The 20769-nt window shown below is 46.6% G+C and carries 18 protein-coding genes; 14 read left to right on the plus strand and 4 right to left on the minus strand.

What is annotated here, in order from left to right; genetic code table 11:
* On the plus strand, nucleotides 1-2061 hold a 2061-nt coding region (locus LZZ85_RS21450; protein WP_237875414.1), incomplete at its 5' end, for an LTA synthase family protein.
* A gap of 106 nt (nucleotides 2062-2167) precedes the next feature.
* Here LZZ85_RS21450 and LZZ85_RS21455 read toward each other — a convergent pair.
* On the minus strand, nucleotides 2168-2911 hold the full coding sequence (locus LZZ85_RS21455) for a class I SAM-dependent methyltransferase (protein WP_237875415.1): 744 nt from the start codon (nucleotides 2909-2911) through the stop codon (nucleotides 2168-2170).
* A gap of 331 nt (nucleotides 2912-3242) precedes the next feature.
* Between LZZ85_RS21455 and glmM the strand changes: the two genes are divergently transcribed.
* From glmM to cls, 8 genes are all read left to right on the plus strand, one after another.
* Nucleotides 3243-4619, plus strand: coding sequence for a phosphoglucosamine mutase (glmM, locus tag LZZ85_RS21460; RefSeq protein WP_237875416.1), 1377 nt, complete (start codon nucleotides 3243-3245; stop codon nucleotides 4617-4619).
* Nucleotides 4620-4846: 227 nt separating this feature from the next.
* Nucleotides 4847-5896, plus strand: a complete 1050-nt coding sequence (locus LZZ85_RS21465; protein ID WP_237875417.1) for an NAD(P)-dependent alcohol dehydrogenase — start codon at nucleotides 4847-4849, stop codon at nucleotides 5894-5896.
* Between the two features lie 140 nt (nucleotides 5897-6036).
* Nucleotides 6037-6489, plus strand: coding sequence for a hypothetical protein (locus tag LZZ85_RS21470; protein WP_237875418.1), 453 nt, complete (start codon nucleotides 6037-6039; stop codon nucleotides 6487-6489).
* A 101-nt stretch (nucleotides 6490-6590) separates the two neighbouring features.
* Nucleotides 6591-7721: a cysteine desulfurase family protein gene (locus LZZ85_RS21475; RefSeq protein ID WP_237875419.1), complete on the plus strand. Its 1131-nt coding sequence runs from the start codon at nucleotides 6591-6593 to the stop codon at nucleotides 7719-7721.
* A gap of 68 nt (nucleotides 7722-7789) precedes the next feature.
* Complete coding sequence (locus tag LZZ85_RS21480; RefSeq protein WP_237875420.1) at nucleotides 7790-9514, plus strand: S41 family peptidase; 1725 nt, start codon at nucleotides 7790-7792, stop codon at nucleotides 9512-9514.
* A 107-nt stretch (nucleotides 9515-9621) separates the two neighbouring features.
* Nucleotides 9622-10671, plus strand: coding sequence for a S41 family peptidase (locus tag LZZ85_RS21485; protein WP_237875421.1), 1050 nt, complete (start codon nucleotides 9622-9624; stop codon nucleotides 10669-10671).
* A gap of 278 nt (nucleotides 10672-10949) precedes the next feature.
* The gene (locus LZZ85_RS21490) at nucleotides 10950-12491 is read left to right on the plus strand and encodes a hypothetical protein (RefSeq protein ID WP_237875422.1); all 1542 of its coding nucleotides are present in this window, start codon (nucleotides 10950-10952) and stop codon (nucleotides 12489-12491) included.
* A 244-nt stretch (nucleotides 12492-12735) separates the two neighbouring features.
* Nucleotides 12736-14184 carry a cardiolipin synthase gene (gene cls, locus LZZ85_RS21495; protein ID WP_237875423.1) on the plus strand — a complete coding sequence of 483 codons (1449 nt, stop codon included), beginning with the start codon at nucleotides 12736-12738 and terminating at the stop codon, nucleotides 14182-14184.
* A gap of 119 nt (nucleotides 14185-14303) precedes the next feature.
* Here cls and LZZ85_RS21500 read toward each other — a convergent pair whose 3' ends face one another.
* Together LZZ85_RS21500 and LZZ85_RS21505 are read right to left on the minus strand one after the other, a co-directional pair.
* Complete coding sequence (locus LZZ85_RS21500; RefSeq protein WP_237875424.1) at nucleotides 14304-14501, minus strand: KTSC domain-containing protein; 198 nt, start codon at nucleotides 14499-14501, stop codon at nucleotides 14304-14306.
* A gap of 23 nt (nucleotides 14502-14524) precedes the next feature.
* Nucleotides 14525-15055 (minus strand): hypothetical protein, encoded by a 531-nt coding sequence (locus LZZ85_RS21505; protein ID WP_237875425.1) that lies wholly within the window; start codon nucleotides 15053-15055, stop codon nucleotides 14525-14527.
* 212 nt (nucleotides 15056-15267) lie between these two features.
* Between LZZ85_RS21505 and LZZ85_RS21510 the strand changes: the two genes are divergently transcribed.
* From LZZ85_RS21510 to LZZ85_RS21525, 4 genes are all read left to right on the plus strand, one after another.
* Nucleotides 15268-15474, plus strand: coding sequence for a hypothetical protein (locus tag LZZ85_RS21510; protein ID WP_237875426.1), 207 nt, complete (start codon nucleotides 15268-15270; stop codon nucleotides 15472-15474).
* A gap of 25 nt (nucleotides 15475-15499) precedes the next feature.
* On the plus strand, nucleotides 15500-15949 hold the full coding sequence (locus LZZ85_RS21515; protein ID WP_237875427.1) for a hypothetical protein: 450 nt from the start codon (nucleotides 15500-15502) through the stop codon (nucleotides 15947-15949).
* A gap of 50 nt (nucleotides 15950-15999) precedes the next feature.
* Nucleotides 16000-17733: an N-acetylmuramoyl-L-alanine amidase gene (locus LZZ85_RS21520; RefSeq protein ID WP_237875428.1), complete on the plus strand. Its 1734-nt coding sequence runs from the start codon at nucleotides 16000-16002 to the stop codon at nucleotides 17731-17733.
* A 364-nt stretch (nucleotides 17734-18097) separates the two neighbouring features.
* Complete coding sequence (locus tag LZZ85_RS21525; RefSeq protein ID WP_237875429.1) at nucleotides 18098-19369, plus strand: peptidoglycan DD-metalloendopeptidase family protein; 1272 nt, start codon at nucleotides 18098-18100, stop codon at nucleotides 19367-19369.
* On the opposite strand, the gene ytxJ is transcribed toward LZZ85_RS21525, so the two are convergent.
* Nucleotides 19356-19691: a bacillithiol system redox-active protein YtxJ gene (gene ytxJ, locus LZZ85_RS21530; RefSeq protein ID WP_237875430.1), complete on the minus strand. Its 336-nt coding sequence runs from the start codon at nucleotides 19689-19691 to the stop codon at nucleotides 19356-19358. The two genes, LZZ85_RS21525 and ytxJ, sit on opposite strands and share 14 nt — an antisense overlap.
* A gap of 117 nt (nucleotides 19692-19808) precedes the next feature.
* Between ytxJ and LZZ85_RS21535 the strand changes: the two genes are divergently transcribed.
* A complete protein-coding gene (locus LZZ85_RS21535; RefSeq protein ID WP_237875431.1) occupies nucleotides 19809-20681 on the plus strand; it encodes a hypothetical protein in 873 nt (290 codons plus the stop codon).
* Nucleotides 20682-20769 lie beyond the last annotated feature (88 nt).

Here is a 20769-nt window from a genome sequence, read left to right on the forward strand (position 1 = left end):
AAAAACGACCAGCGGTCAACTGACAACGGTCAACGGTCAACGAACCCTTGCGCATTTCACCCAAATACTCTTGCTTTGCACTCTCCCATGCTTAAGCGTTATAAGGTACCCAAGACGATTCTTTGGGTTATTAATTTGTTTCTCATCTTCTTCCTGATATTCACCATTTTCAGGCTGGCGACCTATTTTGCATTCAAACCGGATGGATTGGTATTTCCTGATCTGGTGCCTTCTTTCCTGATGGGGGTGCAGTACGACCTGCGCTGGATCGCCATTATTCTTTTACCGGTTGTATTGCTGAGTCTGTGGCCGAAGTTCTCTCCGTTCTTTTCGGCGGTGAACAAGAAATGGTGGACATGGTACCTGGTTGTGGTGACCTTTATCGTGTTCTTTTTCTTCGCGGCTGATTTCGGCAGCTTCTCTTATAACATGACCCGGCTGGATGCGGGTGCAATGAACTTTGTAGAGGATCCAGGGATCTCATTGAAGATGATGTGGCAAACCTACCCGCTGTTCTGGATGGTGCTCGGGTTGCTGGTGGCAGTGTTGCTGTTCCGCTGGATGTATCATCAGAGTCATTGGAGAGTGATCGCGCAGACGGATGGATTGAAGATCCCGTATAACCGCAAGTTCTTTGTGGCAAGCCTGATTGTACTGACGATGTTCATCTATGGGCGGTTTGCCGCCACTCCATTGACCTGGAAGCAAAGCTTTGTGTTCCAGGATAACTTCAAATCCTACCTGGCACTTAACCCGCTGCAGAATTTTTTTACCACGCTCCGGTTGCGTCGCCCGGAATTCAACGAACAAAAAGCCAGGGAGGTGTACCCGCTTGTTGCGGAATGGATGCCGTTACCGGATAAGAACGGGTTCAGCTATCGACGGGTCGTATCACCCGGAAGCAATGCACTGGAAAGTCGTCCGAATGTAGTGCTGGTCATCTGCGAATCTTTCAGCATGTATAAAAGCACGATGAGTGGCAATCCCCTTAATACAACGCCGTTCTTCGATTCGATTAGCCGGAAAGGGATCTTCTTTGAGAAATGTTTTTCACCGCACTTTTCTACGGCGAGAGGTTTGTTTGCCGTCATTACCGGCACGCCGGATGCGCAGCTATTCAAATTCTCTACGCGCAATCCGCTGGCAATAAAACAGCATACGATCATTGATAATTTTGAAGGATATAATAAACATTACTTCCTGGGAGGCAGTCCGGGGTTCAACAACTTTGAAGGGCTTGTTCAGAATATTGATGGCATTAAAATGCATACGGAGGGAAGTTTCCAGGCACCAAAAGTAAATGTATGGGGGATCAGCGATAAAGACCTTTTCCTTGAAGCAAACGAGGTGTTCAAACAGGAGAAGGCTCCGTTCTTTTCGATCATACAGACATCGGATAATCACCGTCCGTATATGATCCCGCCGGGTGACACTGATTTTGTTCAGGTTCAGGTTCCCGATGAAGAGTTGGCAAAATATGGATTTGAGTCGGTGCAGGAGTTCAACACGTTCCGTTATTCCGATTACTGTTTCCGGAAATTTATGGAAGCGGCAGAGAAAGAGGCGTATTTCCACAACACGATCTTTGTCTTCATAGGAGATCATGGTGTGGCGGGCAATGCGGATGCGATCTATCCCGCCGCGTGGACGGATCAGCGGTTGACGGATGAACATGTGCCATTGTTATTTTATGCTCCGTATTTACTGAAGCCGCAGCGCAGGCCGGAAGTTGTGTCACAGGTGGATGTGCTGCCCACTGTTGCAGGTATGATACAACAGCCGTATGTCAATACAACGCTGGGACGCGACCTGCTGGATCCTGCCAAGAAAAACAACTTTGCGTTCATCACCAATACTGCGGGTAAGATCGGTGTTGTAACCGACGAATTCTATTTTATCAAGAACCTGAACTTCCAGGATGAACAGCTGGTGCCGGTTGTTTACAACGGGAAAGCTTATACAAAAGCGGAACGTGATTCCATCCAAAACAGGCTGTCCGCATTTACGTCGGCATTTTTCGAAACGGCCAGGTATATGATCATGAATAATCAACGGGATTGACAGGCAGATGAAGACCGATGACCGAAACAACTCCGTGATTTGAATTTGCCTCTCAGGCCGGGTCAGACTTCATGAAGAAGATCCTTCGGCCATCGCCTCTTATCCCTTACTGCTTTTCTGCCACCACTACCAGCCTCGGGGTTTCCGAAAGATGATATTCCCCCAGTGAGTAGTCACCGAAAACTTCCTTTACCTGTAATTTTTGAAATGCGAGCATTTCGGTAAAGTCGCCCACCGACAGTTTTGCTCTTTCGAATGCGAAGGCGACGGGCTCGTTTGTCCCGGGTGAGGTGATTGTGATCGTGTGCAGGAAATGAGTTTCATTCTGCGACAGATCGAACTGGTAGAGAATTTCGTTGTGTTTGTGGGTAAAGGATTGTTCTGCCAGCCGGTTTTCCAGGTGGTGCGTGTTGGGGTAGTCGATGACGAACTTTCCGCCCGGCTGCAGGCTTGAGGCGATGGTGCGGAAAGCGGCTTCGTGTTCACGGCGGGTGCGGTAAAACCCAAATCCTTCTGAGAGATTCAGAACCGTATGAAAATAATTTCCCCAGAAAGGCAGGCGAAGATCATGCTGATAAAACTCGGGATTGTTCTGTTCCCGGGTTAACGCCCAATCGATATTACTGGTAGACATGTCTACACCGGTAACGTCAAAACCCAGGGAGGTGAGGTGTATGCTGTTGATGCCCTGACCGCAGGCACTATCGAGTATCCGAGAGCCCCGCTTCGGGTGTATGTGTTTAATTAATTGATCTATAAAAGATTGTGATTCTTTTTCCTTGCTATCACTCCAGAAATTATGGAACAGCGGAGAGCTGAACCAATCCATATATGCCAGATTCTTTTCCATGCTATTGTTTAAACAAATGTAAGGAGGGAACAGTAAGCCGTGCGTTCGAAAACCTTATTTTTGCGGTGTTCTGACGTAATGCGTCGGTCAACACCATCCGCCGAAGCTTTAGCGCAGGCGGTCTGTCACACTAAAGCTTTGCAAAATTTCTGCAATAGCAAAGTAGGCAGAGGAAGTCTTTCGCTTGTCGAAGGCTGCCAGTACTAAAGCTTATGCTGTAGCTTCAGCGAAGGAATGTAAGACCTGGGCAGTCCGCTTGTGCGAAGCAAGGGCGGACGCAGACGGAAAGACCAAAGCATTAAACCTTAAAAAACAATCTCAACATTACACTGTGGCATTGATCAAAAGTATATCCGGGATAAGAGGAACGATCGGAGGAAGGCCCGGAGAGAATCTCACTCCTTTAGACATCGTGAAGTTTACAGCTGCTTTCGGTACTATTATTTCCGGTCAGAAGCCTGCAAAAGTGGTGATCGGGCGTGATGGCCGTATCAGCGGGGGCATGGTGCGTGACCTGGTGGTGAGCACACTCACCGGATTAGGAATAGATGTGATCGACCTCGGTCTTTCCACGACGCCGACAGTTGAGATTGCGGTTAAAATGGAAAAAGCTGACGGAGGGATCATCCTCACGGCAAGCCATAATCCCAAAGAATGGAATGCGCTTAAGCTGTTGAATAAGGACGGAGAATTTATCTCCGCCGAAACCGGTGCGAAAGTGCTGGAGCTGGCGGCTGCGGATGATTACAATTTTTCCGCAGTAGAAAAACTGGGTACCGTTTCGCAAAACGAAGAGTACCTCCAGAAACATATCGACGCTATTCTTGCATATCCACTGGTAAACGCGGAACTGGTGGCGAAAAAGAACCTGAAGGTCGTAGTGGATGCTGTCAATTCCACCGGCGCAATCTATGTGCCCGCCTTACTGAAAGCTCTTGGCGTGGAGAATGTCATCCTGTTGAATGGAGAAGTGACCGGACGATTCGCACATAATCCCGAACCCTTACCTGAACACCTGAGCCAGCTCAGCAATGAAGTGGTTAAGCAAAAGGCAGATCTCGGCATCGCTGTTGACCCTGATGTAGACCGTCTTGCATTTGTTTGTGAAGATGGCAGTATGTTCGGCGAAGAATATACGCTTGTGGCGGTGGCCGATTATATACTTACGCACCGCAAGGGAAATACTGTGAGCAATATGAGCAGCACAAAAGCGCTGAAGGAAATTACCCTGAAACATGGTGGCGAATATTTTCCTTCTGCCGTGGGAGAAGTGAACGTGGTGAATAAGATGAAAGAACAGGAAGCTGTGATAGGAGGGGAAGGCAATGGTGGAATTATTGTTCCTGACTTTCATTATGGCCGTGATGCACTGATCGGCATTGCATTGTTTTTGACGCATCTTGCCGGACATAAAAATGGTCTCCGTTCCCTTCGATCTCATTACCCTGACTATTTTATCTCAAAAAATAAGATCGAGCTTGAAAAAGGGATCGACGTTCAGTCCATTTTTGAAAAGATCCGTAAGAAGTATCAGCGTAATCCTGTCAATACAGATGACGGATTGAAGATCGAATTTGACAATGACTGGGTTCACCTGCGGACATCCAATACAGAGCCGATCATCCGCATTTATGCAGAAAGTGATTTTGAATCAAAGGCGAATAATATTGCGACTAGGTTGATGCAGGATATTAAGGAGTTCGCATAAATGACCGCGGACCGCAGACGACCGTTTAAAGAAACCGGATTTTCCTTGCAATCGGAAATTCCGGTTTCTTTTTTACCGTATTGCGATCTCAAGCAAGCACCAGGATTTAAAGTACAGTCATTCATAAACGACTGTCTGCGGTCCGTCGTCCACTTCTTACTTTATTAGTCCGCCTCACTCCAAACCTCTTTCCTACTTTTGCATTCTCACCTCTAAAAAATAGTTATATGATTGCAGCAAAAGGATATGCAGTGCATTCGCAAACGGATACGCTGGCTCCATGGGATTTTGAGCGCCGTGATGTTGGTCCGCATGATGTGTTGATCGAGATCCTGTACAGTGGTATCTGCCACTCGGATATTCACCAGGTAAGAAGCGAATGGGGCCCAGCTATCTATCCGATGGTGCCAGGTCATGAGATCGTTGGCCGTGTGATTGAAGTTGGCACACACGTTAAAAAAGTAAAGGCCGGAGATCTTGCGGGGATCGGCTGCATGGTTGATTCATGTAAAGAATGCGCAAGCTGTACCGGAGGTCAAGAACAATTTTGTGATAATGACAAAACCGTTTTTACCTACAACTCTCTCGAGCTGGACGGAAAAACGCCAACATATGGCGGTTATTCCAACAAGATCGTATGCCGCGAAGAATTCGTGTTGAGCGTTTCGGAGAAACTTCCGCTGGAAGGTGTTGCGCCTTTGCTTTGCGCAGGTATTACTACTTATTCACCGCTCCGTCACTGGAAAGTTGGAAAAGGTCATAAAGTAGGAGTGCTTGGTCTTGGTGGTTTAGGGCACATGGCAGTAAAATTTGCTGCATCCTTTGGCGCAGAAGTGACCATGCTCAGTACATCGCCCTCGAAAGAAGCAGATGCACGCAAACTTGGCGCGCATAATTTCTGCTTTACGAAAGATGAAGCGCAGGTCAAGAAATATGGCAAGTATTTCGACTTTATTATCGACACCGTTTCTGCTCCTCATAATTATGATATGTACCTCGGAATGCTGAAAACCGATGGCGTGCATATCTGTGTGGGTATTCCGCCAGAGCCCATCAAGTTCAACGGGTTTTCTATACTAGGGCGAAACAGGACTATCACTGGTTCCATGATCGGTGGAATTCCTGAAACCCAGGAGATGCTCGACTACTGCGCAGAACATGGCATCGTCTCAGAAGTAGAAGTTGTTCCGATCGATTACGTGAATGAAGCCTATGAGCGTGTGATCAAAAGTGATGTGAAATACCGGTTCGTGATTGATATGGCAACCTTGAAGTGATTGTGAAGTAAAAATTCAAAAGTAAAAAGTAAAACAACTTTCTCCGGGAAGGCGTGATCTGATATCATGGTAACATTTTTACTTTTTACTTTTGAATTTTTACTTATCCTGACTTTTGAGAAAAAATCGTAAATTGATGAATGCGCCTTATCCGGTCATTAAATGTCAATATTCTGTTGATTTTTTCCTGCAGCCTGCTCGCCCTGGCAACCAGCTGCAGCAGCTTAAATCAGAAACAGCTGATCTATACCACGCCTGAACGTCGTGAGTTACTAATAAATCTTCCATATGGTCAGGGAGAAGAGGATTACAAAACCAACCTTGACGGAGCTTCCGAGCAGCTATTTTCTTACAAAGACGGATCTGTTGTTTACGTGTCGCGAAACACTACCTGGCCAACGCCTAACGGGGAACGTGTCAAACAATCAGGAATAAGTGCTTCTTCCAACCAGGGCAGTAGTGGCACAGATGAAAAAGGGCTCTGCTGGAAAGAAATTCATATTGAAGGATTTATAGTGGGCTACACCGCTGTTCCTCCTTCCCGGTTACGCCGTTTTGACCGGTCCCTTAACTCCATCCGGCTCAAAGATTAGCCTTCAGGACTCTCTTTTTTCCCGTTTTTTCTACTCCCCCTCTTAGCTTATCTTTGCGGTTCCAAAAATAATCCCTTACAAGGGCTCTGAACTTTCTCTTTATGGACCGTATATATTTTGATAATGCTGCTACAACAGCGCTTGATAAAGAAGTGCTTGACGCAATGCTACCTTATATGACCACGCATTTTGGAAACCCTTCTTCCATTTATTCTTATGGTAGGGAGACCAGGCTGGCGATAGAAACCGCACGTAAATCAGTTGCGAAGCTCCTGAATGCACATCCGGGTGAGATCTTTTTCACCAGCGGAGGTACGGAAAGTAATAATACAGCGATCCTTTCTGCCGTGCGTGATCTCGGATGCACTCATCTGATCACCTCGCCGATAGAGCACCACGCGGTACTGCATACCGTAGAGCATTATGGATGCGGCGATGAAGTCTCCCATAGCTTTGTGAAACTCCTTGCTGACGGGCATGTTGACCTGGAAGACCTGGAAGCTCAGCTTGCCGAGCATAAAGATGTACGCTGCCTTGTATCGCTGATGCACGCGAATAATGAAGTCGGCAACCTGCTGGATATCGATGCGGTGGGCGAACTCTGCAAAAAATATAACGCGATATTCCATTCAGATTGTGTACAGACTGTAGGGCACTATCCACTGGATCTTCGCAAAACACCTGTTCATTTTATTTCAGGAGCGGGCCATAAATTTCACGGACCAAAAGGGGTAGGTCTTTTATATGTGAATGATAATGTTAAGATCAAACCATTCATTTTTGGCGGTGCGCAGGAAAGGAATATGCGTGCGGGCACGGAGAATCTCTACGGGATCGTTGGTTTTGCCAAAGCACTTGAACTGGCAATGAGCGGTTACGAAAAAGACAGCGCTTATATCCAATCGTTGAGAACCTATATGATGGAGCAATTGCAGCAGCATATCCCGGGCGTTCAATTCAATGGTGACCCGAAAGGCCGCAGCCTCTACACGGTGTTAAGCGCGGCATTCCCGAAAACGGAGAAATCGGAAATGATCCTCTTTAATCTTGATATCAACAATGTTTGTGTATCCGGCGGAAGTGCCTGTACAAGTGGCGCTGACGTGGGCAGTCACGTGATCCGCGCGATCAATAACAACCCTAATCTTGTTACGGTCCGTTTCTCTTTTTGCAAGCATAATACGAAAGAAGAAGTAGACAGGGTGATCAATAAAGTAAAAGAATTGATTTGATCTGTAAGCAAATATCTTTAAAAGGCCGGCACTGCCGGCTTTTGTGTATACATACCAATCTCCGTACGATGTTAAAACGAGTATTAACCTCTCTGGTCTGCTTTTGTTGTCTGACTGCGATCGCGCAGAACCGTTCCCATAAGTACACAGTTGATTTTGTAAAAGTCTGGGGCTTTCTGAAGTACTATCACCCGTCGTTGGGTAGCGGGAAAATAAACCCGGATGATCTGTTCCTTACCTGGATAGACCGCGTGGGAAATGCGGGTTCCGATAAGGAATATGCCGCGGTGCTGGAAGAAATTTATCAGTCTGTTGGAGGCGTAACTGCAGCAAAGATTGGAAAGGAGGGCAGCAAGCTGTTCACTCGCAATGATAAAACTGTATGGGTTGAGCAAGATAAATTGCTGTCGCCACTGGTAAGAAAATCGTTCGCGCGTTGGCGTAAACAAGGTTATACAGATTCTGTTCATCAGTACATGCCCTCACATTTTTATGCTACGGAAATACCGGCAGAACGCCTGTATGACAGTATTATTTATCCGAATGTGAAATTTCAGTTGCTTGCGCTTGCGCGATACTGGAATGCAATCGAATATCTGTTTGCCTACAAATACATGGCACCTGACTGGGATAAGATGCTGATAAGGCAGGTCCCTTTTTTCAGTAAACCTATGTCTGCAGCTGATTTTGAATTGCATCTGTTGCAACTGAATTCAGGAATTGAAGATACCCATGGTGGTATTGTCAGGATCAAGCAGTCGTCTCAGGTATATGGACAATTTTTTCCCCCGTTCACCTTCCAGTTTGTTGATGAGAAGAATATTGTCGTTATGGACTTTGTCGATAGTGTCAGTTGTGCAAAACAGGATATCCGTAAAGGCGATATTATTACCGGGATTGGAAACCGCAGGGTTGATCAGGCCGTTGCGGATCGCAAGCATCTTGTGTCCGCTTCCAATGCCCCGCAACTACGGCATTTGCTGGCCTCGATTCCATTAATGCTGCCCCTCAGGAGTAAAGACAGTATCATTCAGATCACTACACTTCGTAAAGGTGTTTCACTACTTTCGCTTCATCAGCTGACGGAAACTGTATTTGCGTCAAACCTGCAGAAGCTGTATGAGAAGCAAAGAGGGAATGGCACTACAACACAGAACAGATTTGTCCTTCGTTCGATCAACAAAGACGTGGCCCAGGTTGATGCGGCAAATCTGTCAATACTGTATAACAATTCAGCGGATGATCGGGAAGTAGATTCTGTTCTTGCCTTAATGAGAACACATCAGAAAGCAATCATACTGGATCTGCGTTGTTATGCGACCCAGGCGGTGTTTTACAATAAATTCATTGCAGCGATGGGTGGGAGATTACAGAAGTTTTCGACCTTGCTGGCTCATTCAAAACGTTATCCGGGTAAATATTACGAGGAGGATATCCTGTCTCCGGTGAAACCGGGAACACCACAATTTGAAAAATACACAAGCCCGCTTATCCTGCTGGTTAACGAACAAACAAAAAGTCAATCTGAGCTGATCACCATGATCATGCAGGCGACCGGTTTAAACACAATAGTTGTCGGAACCCAAACTGCAGGCTGCGACGGTGATCTGATCTATTATCCTGTACCGGGAGGGTATACGTTGACTTTTTCCGGAAGGCATGTCGAGTATCCTGATGGAACTGTCACGCAAAAAGCAGGGATCAGGATCGATAAGCGCGTAACAATCACAGCGGCAGCGCTTGCCGGTGGAAGGGATGAAATACTTGAAGCTGCATTGAAGCTGGTTGACTAAGACCTGGCAATAAAAATCGCAAGTCAATCTGCAGTTTAGCCAGTTCATCACCTACGTGAATGAAAGATAAAATAAGGATGCGGAAATTTGTCGTACAAACCACTTGTATGAGAATTCGCAACCTAATTCCTGCCCTTTTTTTTACAGGTCTTATATCAAATGCCAGTGCTCAACTGGCAGACCCTGCGGTGATGAATGATCAACTGGCAGACTCGACGAAGTCGTATGTTTGGGACTGCGTTAACCTCATGCAGAAGCAATCCCTGTATTCCAGCCGGGTCAACTGGGAGGAGGCCCGTGATTCTGTCGCGCGGATGCTTAATAGCTCATCAACACTAAGCGAAGCGGAGAATATCGTGATCTGGGTATTTAAAAAACTGGAAGATCATCATGGGATGTATGGTGGCATAGACACTTCTTATCGTTATCCCGCTCCCGGTGCCGCGCGTAAAATGAGTGCATCCATTCTTGCTGAATACAAAAAGCCCCGTGCTGTAAAGATCCAGATGCTCAGCGATAATATCGCGTATTACAAAATGCCTGCGGTGCTGGTAGGGAGCAATACGGAGAAAATGAAAGAGTGGGCTAACCTGATGATGGATTCGTTATGCAGTATCGCTTCCAATCATCCCCGCGGATTTATCATTGACCTGCGGATGAACAATGGCGGTAATTCGGAACCGATGTGGCAAACACTTCGCCACCTGATTGGCGAGAAGAACCGGGTGCGTTTGGCTGGTGCTGATGGAAAGCTCTTGAAAGACGAGATGGATGCAGCAATGATCCAGTACAGACAGGCCGGAATGCCGGACCGTCTTTGCACACTCAACGAGAAACTGCCGGTTGCCGTCCTGATAGGCGCGGGAACAGCCAGCTCCGGGGAGATCATGGCGCTTTCTTTTTCCACCCGCAAAAACACCCGCTTATTTGGCGAACCGACCTATGGCGTAGCCAATGCCACTAACGGGTTTGTTGTACAGAATAAAGGATATCTTTTGCTCACAGTATCCTATTTATCAGACGGAAAGAAAAAATTACTGAAACAAATGGCCATTCAGCCGGATGTATTGGTGCAAAATGATGGTGATAATTTCGCCGATCCAGCGCGGGATACTGCGGTGATCGAAGCAATGGGGTGGCTGAGAAAAAAGATGTGAGAGAGCCCATGATCGATGGTCGGTATTCAAAGGACAAGGCCACGAGGTAGGAAGCATTCATTCAGTCTAAAAGGTCTCGTGACCGGATTGGTGAATACTGTTGAAGTCGAGGTGGGTCATCGACATCTGCCATCAATTCCTCCAGCCCCTTTTTCATCTAAAAGAGGTAGATTTACGTGCCTGGCAGCGTTCTATCCCGCGATTTGGTGTATCCGTTACATTTTATGCGCAATATTCCGGTCGCCTGTGCTGTTTAAGGAACCTAGCGCTAACTTTTTATGAGCACCAAAACACCCAAACTGACTTATCAGCTATTTCCGTTTTTGGGAATGCTGCTGACAGCAATGCTGCTGGATCTATCCTCATCGGCACAATCCAGTACTGCCGACACGCGTGGCTTTGTGAATAATGTCGTGGAGGTAGGAGTTAGTGAATTTGGATTTGTTACAGCTGAAGACTCCGCCAGTATTTATTTCGTGATCATCCGTCATACAGGAAACGAGCGAAATTACCCCGCGGAATTTACTCCGCAGACCTTCCGGAATGCAAAGTTTTATAACGGGAGCTATCGTGCAAAAGCAACAAAGGTGCGTGAAGCTAAAATGGACGTGTTCTCCCTCGCACTATATTCAGCGCCAAAACCTGCTGAAACAAAATGGAAGGCCAACTATTATTATACACTCGATGATAAAAAGGGGAAGCTGTCTACATTCCGTGATAAATGGGTAAGTGATGAGATCTGGTTCATGCATAATGCTAAGATCGAAGTGCAGAAAAAAGCAAAGAGCGGGATCTATTCATTGAAGGTGACGAAGGACGCAGGCCTTGCACGTGGTATGCCGCTGATCAATGACCAGGGGTATATCGCCGGGATCATCGCTGAATCAAGTTTGGGAGCATCCAATGTCCGGGCGATCAGTATGGATGATGTCACTGAAATGCTTTACCTGCTGGGCAATAATGATTGCCGTTATATGCATATGGTACAGATGGGGCAGAATGCCACGCGTTGCGTTCTTGAGGAAATAGCAAGAAAAGAAGCAGAAGAAAAAGCAGCAGCAGAAGCCGCGGAGAAGGAGAGACTGGCAAAACTTAAAGAAGACAAAAATCAGCAGCCAAAGGCACCTGAAAAAAAACCTGCGAAAGATACTGCGATAGCTGTTGCCGTTGCAAAAGATACTATTAAACGACACCTGATTGATTTTGGCATCAGCGCCAGTCTGCTCGGTGGGCCAAAACAGGTGGATATGCCAGGAGAGATCAGTTACTTTAAGACAAAAACCTTCCATGCCGGTATTGATCTTTATCTGAATCTCGATCGTAAAAAAGGACGTTACCGTGTCACCCTGAAACCAGGCTTCGGAAGTTTCTCTGAAGAAAATACTCCTTCACTGTGGTCATCCGGTGGACAGGATGTGAAGATCTATAAGAGCGGATATAAATTCATCGAAATGCCGGTGTTGCTGGAGCGGCAGTTATTCGGCAACAAAAAATTCTCTACAGCATTGGGAGTGGGGTATGCTCCGGGCTACGTATTCGGAAAGCAGTATACGTGGACAGATAAAGATGCAGCGCAGGGATTTCAAACGAAGGTTTCCGGCTCAGCGATCCAGCACCGGTTACTGGCGGAGTTTTATTTCTACCAGTGCAAGATCGGCAGGTTAGGTTTGTTGTATGCAAAGGATATGACGGCATATCCGTTCAAAGAATACAGCCTGGAAGTGAATGGCGACAGCTATCAGCCTTTTGCGGACAGAAAAAAAGGTTGGTATCTCGGCCTGGAGTTAGCCATCCGGTTGCGGGGAATTTGGGGTAAGTAAACTTAAGCTTCATATAAATTGGATATTCCGAGGTGCGGTTTCTACCGCGCCTTTTTTTGTGCGGTTTGAGGGAAGAAGGTTTCGATGTTGTACAAATTTGATCGATCTCAAGGTTCTCTCAGTTTTAATCGAATGACTTACGTAGAACAATTCATTTCCCCTCGACCTTTGGGGCACGGGCTTCGTCCTGATCCATATTTGTATGCTCAAATCGCGTATCTTACCTGCATCCCAAATTGGAATCATGAATTGGCTTCTCATCGGCGAGATCGTATATGTCACTATCCTTGCGGCAACCTGTATCAGGATCATTTATGATACGCGCAGTACGACCAAAACTATGGCATACCTGTTATTCGCCATTTTTTTTCCTATCGCAGGTATTATCTTTTATTTTTCCTTCGGGATCAATTACCGCAAGCGGAAAATCTATGGGAGAAAGGAGATCACTGATACAGGAGTGCTTGAAGAGCTTAAACGTGCTACAACCGCTTATACGAATGATGCGTTGAAGCATGCGGGGACGATCGTGCAGGAATATAAAGAGCTTGCCCGTTTGCTTGTGAAAGACCAGCAAAGCCCTTTTACAAGGCACAATAAGGTAAAACTGTTGCTGAACGGAGAAGAAAAATTTCCTGAAGTGATCAACGCTATCCGTTCGGCAAAGGATCATATCCATATTGAATATTACATCGTCGAGGAAGGCGGGATCGCCAAACAGTTGGAAGAAGTATTGTTACAGAAAGTCGCGGAAGGAGTGGAAGTGCGTTTTATCTATGATGATTTCGGCAGCCGGTCCATCCGCCGCAAAACAATCAGCAGATTGCGGGAGGCGGGAATTAAGACCGCACCATTCTACAAGGTGCGTTTCCTGTTGCTGGCAAACCGGTTGAATTACCGGAACCACCGCAAGATCATTGTCATTGACGGCCATACGGCATTTACCGGAGGGATTAATATCAGCGACAAATACATCAATAATAAAAAAGGCCAGCTCTACTGGCGCGATACGCACTTGCGTATTGATGGCCCTGGTGTTTATTACCTGCAATATCTTTTTCTGAACGACTGGAATTTTTGCTCCGGAGAATCACTTCAGCCAGCTTCTTTTCTTTTCCCTTCGCCACAAGTACATAAAGAGGAGGATGTACTGGTACAGATCGCCGCGAGCGGCCCGGATTCAACACAGCCAACGATACTGTTTTCCCTGTTGCAGGCAGTCTATCTCGCCCAGGAAGAAATACTGATCACGACACCCTATTTTATTCCGGGAGAAAGTTTGCTGGAAGCACTATCGATCGCTGCGCTCAGCGGTTTGTCGGTAAAGCTGCTGGTTCCCGGCGTTTCCGATATAGGTCTTGTTAATGCTGCGGCGAGATCTTACTATGATGAATTGCTGAGTGCGGGCGTCGAGATTTACCAGTATCAGAAGGGATTTATTCACGCGAAGACATTGGTGGCCGACGGGAAACTCTCCGTTGTGGGTACTGCTAACATGGACTATCGTTCCTTCGACCTGAATTTTGAAGTGAACGCGCTTGTCTATGACTGCGATTTTTCCGCAAAACTCCGCGATGTTTTTTATGATGATCTGAAAGATGCGGAGCGGATCGATCCTGAGGTATGGGCAGACCGTCCGATATACAAACAGATGGCGGAGAAAGTGGCGAGATTGCTTTCACCTTTGTTATAGAAATAAATCCATGTCGTTTAGTTAAGGATTTTCCCGAAAGTTCATTCGATGGTCATCGGTCATCGAACTAGTGTAGGAACATCTCTTAACTAAAGGACATTGGAAATAAATAGTGCAGATCATCGCATTTTCCTGAAAGAATAAAATCCCTTGATCTTATTATTCAAAAACGTGCCTTTGGATTTTGCTGATATCATGGCGCGATAAAGATCTGCGGGAACTTTCAGATAATCATACACACTTCCTGAAACGAATACGATTCTCAGGATCTCTTTCGGCTCATTATATTTTATTGCGGCTATTACTGTAGAAGGCATAACCTGCTATTATACGATTATCATTATTCCACTCCGTGCTGATGTAAGGGAGCTGGATCCTTTTGATCTTTCTTCTGATTTCTTTTTGCGGCAAACGTTACGATGATCGCACTGAATGATCCAACGCTGAAATTTATAAATGTAGCGGCAAGAAAGATCTGAAAACTCAGGCCGTTTGTTTTGTCAATGTCCACCGGGGATGGTTCGCCGGTAAGAACCTTTCCAGGATTAGGACTGGTCAGATAACCCGGAACCATCGCATTCAAAAGAAGGAAGCTCCCGATACAGGCTGTAACTATACCAACCAATGTTGCCATATGTGATGCAAAAATGAGTGCAACAGTGCTTTCATTGTGCGCGCGTTTGCGACTGTCGATGAGGGTGTGCGTCCAGATTGTTATGAAGAATAGAAAACTGCCAAGATAGACCAGCCACGAATTCCGATACGTTGCATCGTAGATAAAGAAGAATACGGGAATGCAGAACAGTATTCCTGCAAGTAAGCCAGCGATCAATGTGGCCTTTTTGTTCACTTTTCTTAAAAGATTTGCCATGATAGAGAAAGTGTTAAAACAATGCCAGAATCGTAGTCCGTTGACCGCTGTCCATGATCCGGGATCCGCGCCGGTTATGTTTGGTTTCCAGCCTATAGCATTCTAATTATATTTTAATTAAGATGCTTCGCTGAACGCACAACGTTGAATGATCAATGAGCGTCTCAATGGTATGCTTTTTGTCTACATTTCAACGGTTTAAAACAAGCGACATGAAAAAAACGAACAAATTTATACTAGGGGTAGCCGCAGCAGCAGCCATTGGGTTAATATTCTACACATTGAGGAATCGCCGGCAGTCTGAACTTCGTCATGCAAGAGTGGCCGATGAGGGGTATGAAACCGCACATGATGTATTATTTCCCAATCAGAAAGGACGCGGGCGGAAGTTGCATTTCGGTCCTGTATTGCCGGAATAGCGAAGGCCGCTATTTTTGCTGCTTGATGACATTCAAAGAAAAAGTATACCTCCGTTTCCGGGAACTGCTGCAAAACAAGATCGATCTGTTGCAGCAGAACCTCGACAGTCTGTTTCAAAGTGCGCAAAATGAAACCAAGCGTACGGCAGGTGATAAGCATGAAACGGCACTTGCAATGCTTCAGATCGAGCAGGAAAATCTTCGCCGGCAGATGCATGAGGCGAAAATTCAACAAACATTATTGCAGAAAATAAATCCTGCAGCGGCTTTTAATAAAATTGCTCCTGGCGCTTTGGTGAAAACCAGCCAGGGGCATTTTTTTATTTCGCTGGCGCTGGGAAAAATCAGCGAAGAAGACATCGAGGTGGTTTCCCTGTCTGTACAATCCCCATTGGGCAGCAAATTGAACGGACTGCAAGCGGGGGATGAGTTGCTGCTAAATGGCAGAAAATACCTGGTTGAAACCATCTGCTGACCGGTAGATCTCCTCTTTCTCGGCCGTTCGGAAATCGGTAATTTTATCGGATGAATAGAATGATACTGGCGGCCCTTGTATTTGCTACATCCCTGGTTCAGGCGCAGCAGGCTGAGAAACCCGTTATCCGCCTGGTGGATCCGTTAAGAGAAAATAACAGTACGCGCTCATCAAAAGTATTTGTGTCCGGCAGCACCTGTAAAAGTTGCGCATTAACTATTAATGGCACCGATGTGAAAGTTTATTCAACAGGAGGTTTTGCCCATGAACTGAAGTTGATCCCGGGATATAATAATGTAGAACTTGTTGCAACACAGGGAAAGCAGCAGGCTGTAAAAAAGCTGAGCTTTCAGTACGTACTGCCGTCGCCTCCTGATACAGTGAAGACGCTTGATATTGTACAGATCCAAACATTTCCCGAAGGGAACCTTGTTTTGCAACCGGGAGATAAGATCCGGTTCAGGGTGAAAGGGCTGACGGGTTGCGTTGTGATGGTTAATAATAAATTGCAATTGTTTGAAATGCCGGCCAACCCAATGCCCGGCATTTACCAGGGTGAGTATACGGTGAGTGCTGCCGATAGCTTTGTCACCACAAAAATCCCGGTAACTATTAAAGACTCATCAGGGAAGGCCGTCACTAAATTGACCCAGGCGCAGGTTTCTCTTGCCGCGGAAGCGTCTCCCGATTTGCTGGTTACCAGGGGGAGGCTGGCTCATCTTCTTTTTGGATTGGGGGATGACAGGTTAGGTGGTGCAAAGATCGGTTATATCGATTCGCTGATCCCTTTGCAGATGACTGGTAAGATCGGATCATTGTACCGCATCAAACTTTCCAAATACAGAACAGCTTATATCCCGGACGATGTGGTTGATTTTCTGCCCAAAGGAACATTTCCTCCTTCATCATTGACTGGTAACTGGCGCGTGTACGGCGATTCCGTCTACGATTATGTGCAGGTGGCATTAACGGCAAGATTGCCTTATCAGTCATTCCAGGAAGTTGGACCGTCAAGAATAGTAGTTGATGTGTTTGGCGCCACCAGTAATACAAACTGGATCACACAGCTGGAGAATACAAAAGCGATAAAGAATGTCTGGTATGAGCAAAGGGAAGACGAGGTATTGAGGATCACTATCGAACTTCAGCATTCGCAACATTGGGGGCATACGATTTACTATAATGGAAGTATGCTTGTGATCCGGGTGAAGCAGCAGCCTCAGCAATTATCATTGAACAGATTGAAGATCGCTGTAGACGCTGGTCATGGGGGCGGCAATACCGGTGCCGGGGGACCGGCAAATTCTTCCGAGAAAATGCTTGCATTGGCGGTGTCACTGAAACTTCAACGCACATTGCAGCAGCAGGGTGCGTTTGTGACAATGACCAGGACAACTGAAAGATTTGTCGATAACAAAGAGCGGATCCTATTTTACCGGGATAGTTTGCCGGATCTGCTGATCAGTATTCACTTGAATTCTTCCGCAGATCCTGTCAATGTTGGTGGCACCGGGGTTTTTTACAGGTATGTAGGTTTTCGTCCGCTCAGCAGGTTTATCTATCAACGGATGCTGGAACTTGGTTTAAGGGAATATGGGAATACAGGCAGTTTTAATTTTATGTTGAACAGCCCTACGGAATATCCAAATGCACTGGTGGAAATGTTGTTTATCAGTAATCCCGCGGAGGAGGAATTGATAATGGACGAAAAATTTCAACAGCAGATCGCAGACAAGATCGTTGCGGGGATCAGGGATTTTCTGGAAAGTTGTAAGGAAGGATGATAGCGTGTTGATCGTTGGCCGTTTATCGTTGACCGTTGTCCGTTGACCGTTGTCCGGAGTTCAAGGGAGGTGGAATAGAATTGCATCTTCGTATACAAATTAAAAGCGTGGGGCTATCGTTGATAAACGATAGCCCCACGCTTTTAATTTGTGTCGGACAACGGACAACGGACAACGGACAACGGACAACGGACAACGGACAACGGACAACGGACAACGGACAACGGACAACGGACAACGGACAACGGACAACGGACAACGGACAACGGACAACGGACAACGATCAAGTCGGCGCGGCATTTGATTTCTTTTTTTAAAAGATATGTTCTATCGTGCAATATGGTTTGTCTGGATTTGTTCAACGATGCTTCTCTTCGCCTGCAGTACACCTCAGGGTGGATTCTCGGGCAGGCGTTTACATGAAAAATATGCGGAGGGTATTGAAAAAGCCGGGTTGCAGCAAACAGCAATGGGAGCGCAGTGGCTGGCCGCAGCGGCCCGGAGTTTACAACAGCCTGTAGCTGTTACGCTTCCCTATAAGGAGGAAGGGTATTTTGCCCCGGAGAAGCCGATGGCGGCCGCATACAGGTTTGCTGTTCAAAGGGGGGAGAAAGTGATCGTGAAACTTGCCACAGTCCCTGCCACCGGGTTTTCATTATTTGCTGACTTGTGGCAACCCCGGCCAGATCGGGAACCGGAATGGCTGGCAGCTATTGATACGATCAATAAAGCACTGGAGTTTGAAGCAAAGAATGACGGACATTTTATTCTGCGGGTGCAACCTGAATTGTTAAGGGGAATTGAATACACACTGACTGTTACCACCGCACCTTCCCTTGCGTTTCCTGTCAGGCCCGCTGATAATCCTAAAGTCAGCAGCTTCTGGGGTGCGGCAAGGGATGCAGGTGCAAGAAGTCACGAGGGCATTGACATCTTCGCCAAATTTCGTACGCCTGTGGTTGCTTCCGCCGATGGAACAGTTACACGTGTGAACGAAAACAATCTTGGCGGAAAAGTTGTCTTTCTGCGGCCAGCCGGGAAGGATCTTAGCCTGTATTACGCTCATCTTGATACGCAACTGGTAACACCGGGGCAATCAGTGAAAGCAGGCGAACCATTGGGACTGATGGGGAATACTGGCAATGCACGTACCACACCGCCGCATCTTCATTTTGGAATATACGCAAGCGGCGGAGCGATCGATCCTTATCCGTTTGTAAACGTAAACCGCCCTGCGGCAAAGCCCGTAAATGCGAATACTGACCGGCTTAATTCCTTCGTGCGAAGCAAGGCACCGGCAAATATATACGCCTCTCCTTCGGCTTCGTCCTCAATACTTGCAAAGCCGGCTTCAGGCACCATCATGAAGGTTGCAGGAGCATCTGAAAACTGGTATCGTGTGTTATTGCCGGATGGATTAGAGGGATATGTAAACAGCACACTTGTCACCACTGATGTAATGCGCAGGCAAAGTCTGAAAAGAGCAGAGCGCATGCTCGATCAGCCCGATAGTACAGCCGCAGCAAGACTTACCGTGGAATCAGGCATTACGGTTGATGTGCTCGGCCAGTTCAGTGGTTATTACCTGGTGGACTATAATAACACCCGCGGCTGGATTTCTGTCAGGCAGCTTTGACTTTGTCCAGGATATCGTCCATGTTGATCGCCATATGACTATCGTCATAAATACATTCACCTTTCCAGATCACCAGCACTTGTGGAGATTCATGCGTGATTTTAAACTGTTCAGCGATAGCGTTGGAAAGCGGCCGGTATGTGATCAGATCCAGGTAATGAAAATCAGCAGTATCAGGAGCCTGTTCTTTATCCAGCCTGTTTTTGATCACAGAGCTGATAGAACAACGGATGGAATGTTTGAAAATGACCTGCGGTTTTTCCGCTGATCGTATGACAAGTTCCTTTAATTGTTCCATAGTGGTAAGCGGATGCCAGTTCATGAGATTGAGTTTTATTTAATTCTATAACAAAAATAAAGCCTCCCGGTTGAAATGCCCGCAATCCGCCCGATGTTGTATATTTCCGGCAGCAATGTGTTAAGTCTCAAATCATTTGTTATGCCCGTATCAATCGTGAAAGCCATTTTTGTTTCGTTATCTTTCTTCACCGCGGTAAACCTGGCTCCGGCTGCGATTTTTGAAAGCACGCCTGTATCGCATGCCGTCAAACCGGGTAAGGTCGATGAAGCTTCCGGTATTGCGGATAGCAAAACACATCCGGGATATTTATGGGTGGAAGAGGATAGCGGAAATCCGGCAGAGATCTACCTGCTCTCACATACCGGGGAGTATCACAAAAAGATAAAGATCAAGGGCGCTACCAACCGTGATTGGGAAGACATAGTGCTTTCTGCTGGTCCGGATCCAGGTAAAAACTATCTCTATCTCGGAGATATCGGCAACAATAAACAAACCGCATCGAAATACTTTATTTACCGCTTCCCTGAGCCCGCATTGAATACGGATACGGTACACCGGTTTGATAAGATCACCTACGAGTATCCCGATGGAGGGCATGATGCGGAAGCTTTCCTTGTGGACCATCAGACAAAGGATATTTATATTATTACCAAGCGGGACAAGCCTTCGGCTATCTACAAACTTCCTTATCCGCAAAGTACAACTGCTGTTAATACGGCCCAGTTGGTCGGACGGTTGGGTTTCAATGGTGTGGTCAGCGCCGCTCTTTCTCCGGATGGAAAAGAACTATTGCTAAAAACGTACACCGGTGTATTCTATTGGAAAAGAAAAGCCGGCCAAACCATCGGGCAGGTGCTCGCAACAGAACCTGCACAGATCTCCTATCAACTCGAGCCTCAGGGTGAAGCGATCTGCTTCAAGAGCGATAACTCCGGCTTTTTTACGCTCAGCGAAAAACCGAAGTTCATGAAAAGGGTAAATTTGAATTTTTACAAGCGGGTGGGACGGTGAGAAAGGATCGCAGATGATGGACCCTGGACAGTCATCCGTGTTCCTTCCTCTGCGGCCAACACTCTTTAGCCTCGCATAAACTTCCTAT

The organism is Terrimonas ginsenosidimutans (assembly GCF_022012415.1).
In the GTDB taxonomy this organism is placed as follows: domain Bacteria; phylum Bacteroidota; class Bacteroidia; order Chitinophagales; family Chitinophagaceae; genus Terrimonas_A; species Terrimonas_A ginsenosidimutans.

What these genes read in the sequence shown, in the direction of transcription:
- LZZ85_RS21455 (WP_237875415.1), bottom strand. Translation starts at nt 2,911, where the DNA reads ATGGAAAAGAATCTGGCATATATGGATTGGTTCAGCTCTCCGCTGTTC.
- LZZ85_RS21535 (WP_237875431.1), top strand. Translation starts at nt 19,809, where the DNA reads ATGCCCGTATCAATCGTGAAAGCCATTTTTGTTTCGTTATCTTTCTTC.
- ytxJ (WP_237875430.1), bottom strand. Translation starts at nt 19,691, where the DNA reads ATGAACTGGCATCCGCTTACCACTATGGAACAATTAAAGGAACTTGTC.
- LZZ85_RS21480 (WP_237875420.1), top strand. Translation starts at nt 7,790, where the DNA reads ATGTTAAAACGAGTATTAACCTCTCTGGTCTGCTTTTGTTGTCTGACT.
- LZZ85_RS21500 (WP_237875424.1), bottom strand. Translation starts at nt 14,501, where the DNA reads ATGCCTTCTACAGTAATAGCCGCAATAAAATATAATGAGCCGAAAGAG.
- LZZ85_RS21485 (WP_237875421.1), top strand. Translation starts at nt 9,622, where the DNA reads ATGAGAATTCGCAACCTAATTCCTGCCCTTTTTTTTACAGGTCTTATA.
- LZZ85_RS21470 (WP_237875418.1), top strand. Translation starts at nt 6,037, where the DNA reads ATGCGCCTTATCCGGTCATTAAATGTCAATATTCTGTTGATTTTTTCC.
- LZZ85_RS21505 (WP_237875425.1), bottom strand. Translation starts at nt 15,055, where the DNA reads ATGGCAAATCTTTTAAGAAAAGTGAACAAAAAGGCCACATTGATCGCT.
- LZZ85_RS21520 (WP_237875428.1), top strand. Translation starts at nt 16,000, where the DNA reads ATGAATAGAATGATACTGGCGGCCCTTGTATTTGCTACATCCCTGGTT.
- LZZ85_RS21490 (WP_237875422.1), top strand. Translation starts at nt 10,950, where the DNA reads ATGAGCACCAAAACACCCAAACTGACTTATCAGCTATTTCCGTTTTTG.
- LZZ85_RS21510 (WP_237875426.1), top strand. Translation starts at nt 15,268, where the DNA reads ATGAAAAAAACGAACAAATTTATACTAGGGGTAGCCGCAGCAGCAGCC.
- LZZ85_RS21465 (WP_237875417.1), top strand. Translation starts at nt 4,847, where the DNA reads ATGATTGCAGCAAAAGGATATGCAGTGCATTCGCAAACGGATACGCTG.
- cls (WP_237875423.1), top strand. Translation starts at nt 12,736, where the DNA reads ATGAATTGGCTTCTCATCGGCGAGATCGTATATGTCACTATCCTTGCG.
- LZZ85_RS21515 (WP_237875427.1), top strand. Translation starts at nt 15,500, where the DNA reads ATGACATTCAAAGAAAAAGTATACCTCCGTTTCCGGGAACTGCTGCAA.
- LZZ85_RS21525 (WP_237875429.1), top strand. Translation starts at nt 18,098, where the DNA reads ATGCTTCTCTTCGCCTGCAGTACACCTCAGGGTGGATTCTCGGGCAGG.
- LZZ85_RS21475 (WP_237875419.1), top strand. Translation starts at nt 6,591, where the DNA reads ATGGACCGTATATATTTTGATAATGCTGCTACAACAGCGCTTGATAAA.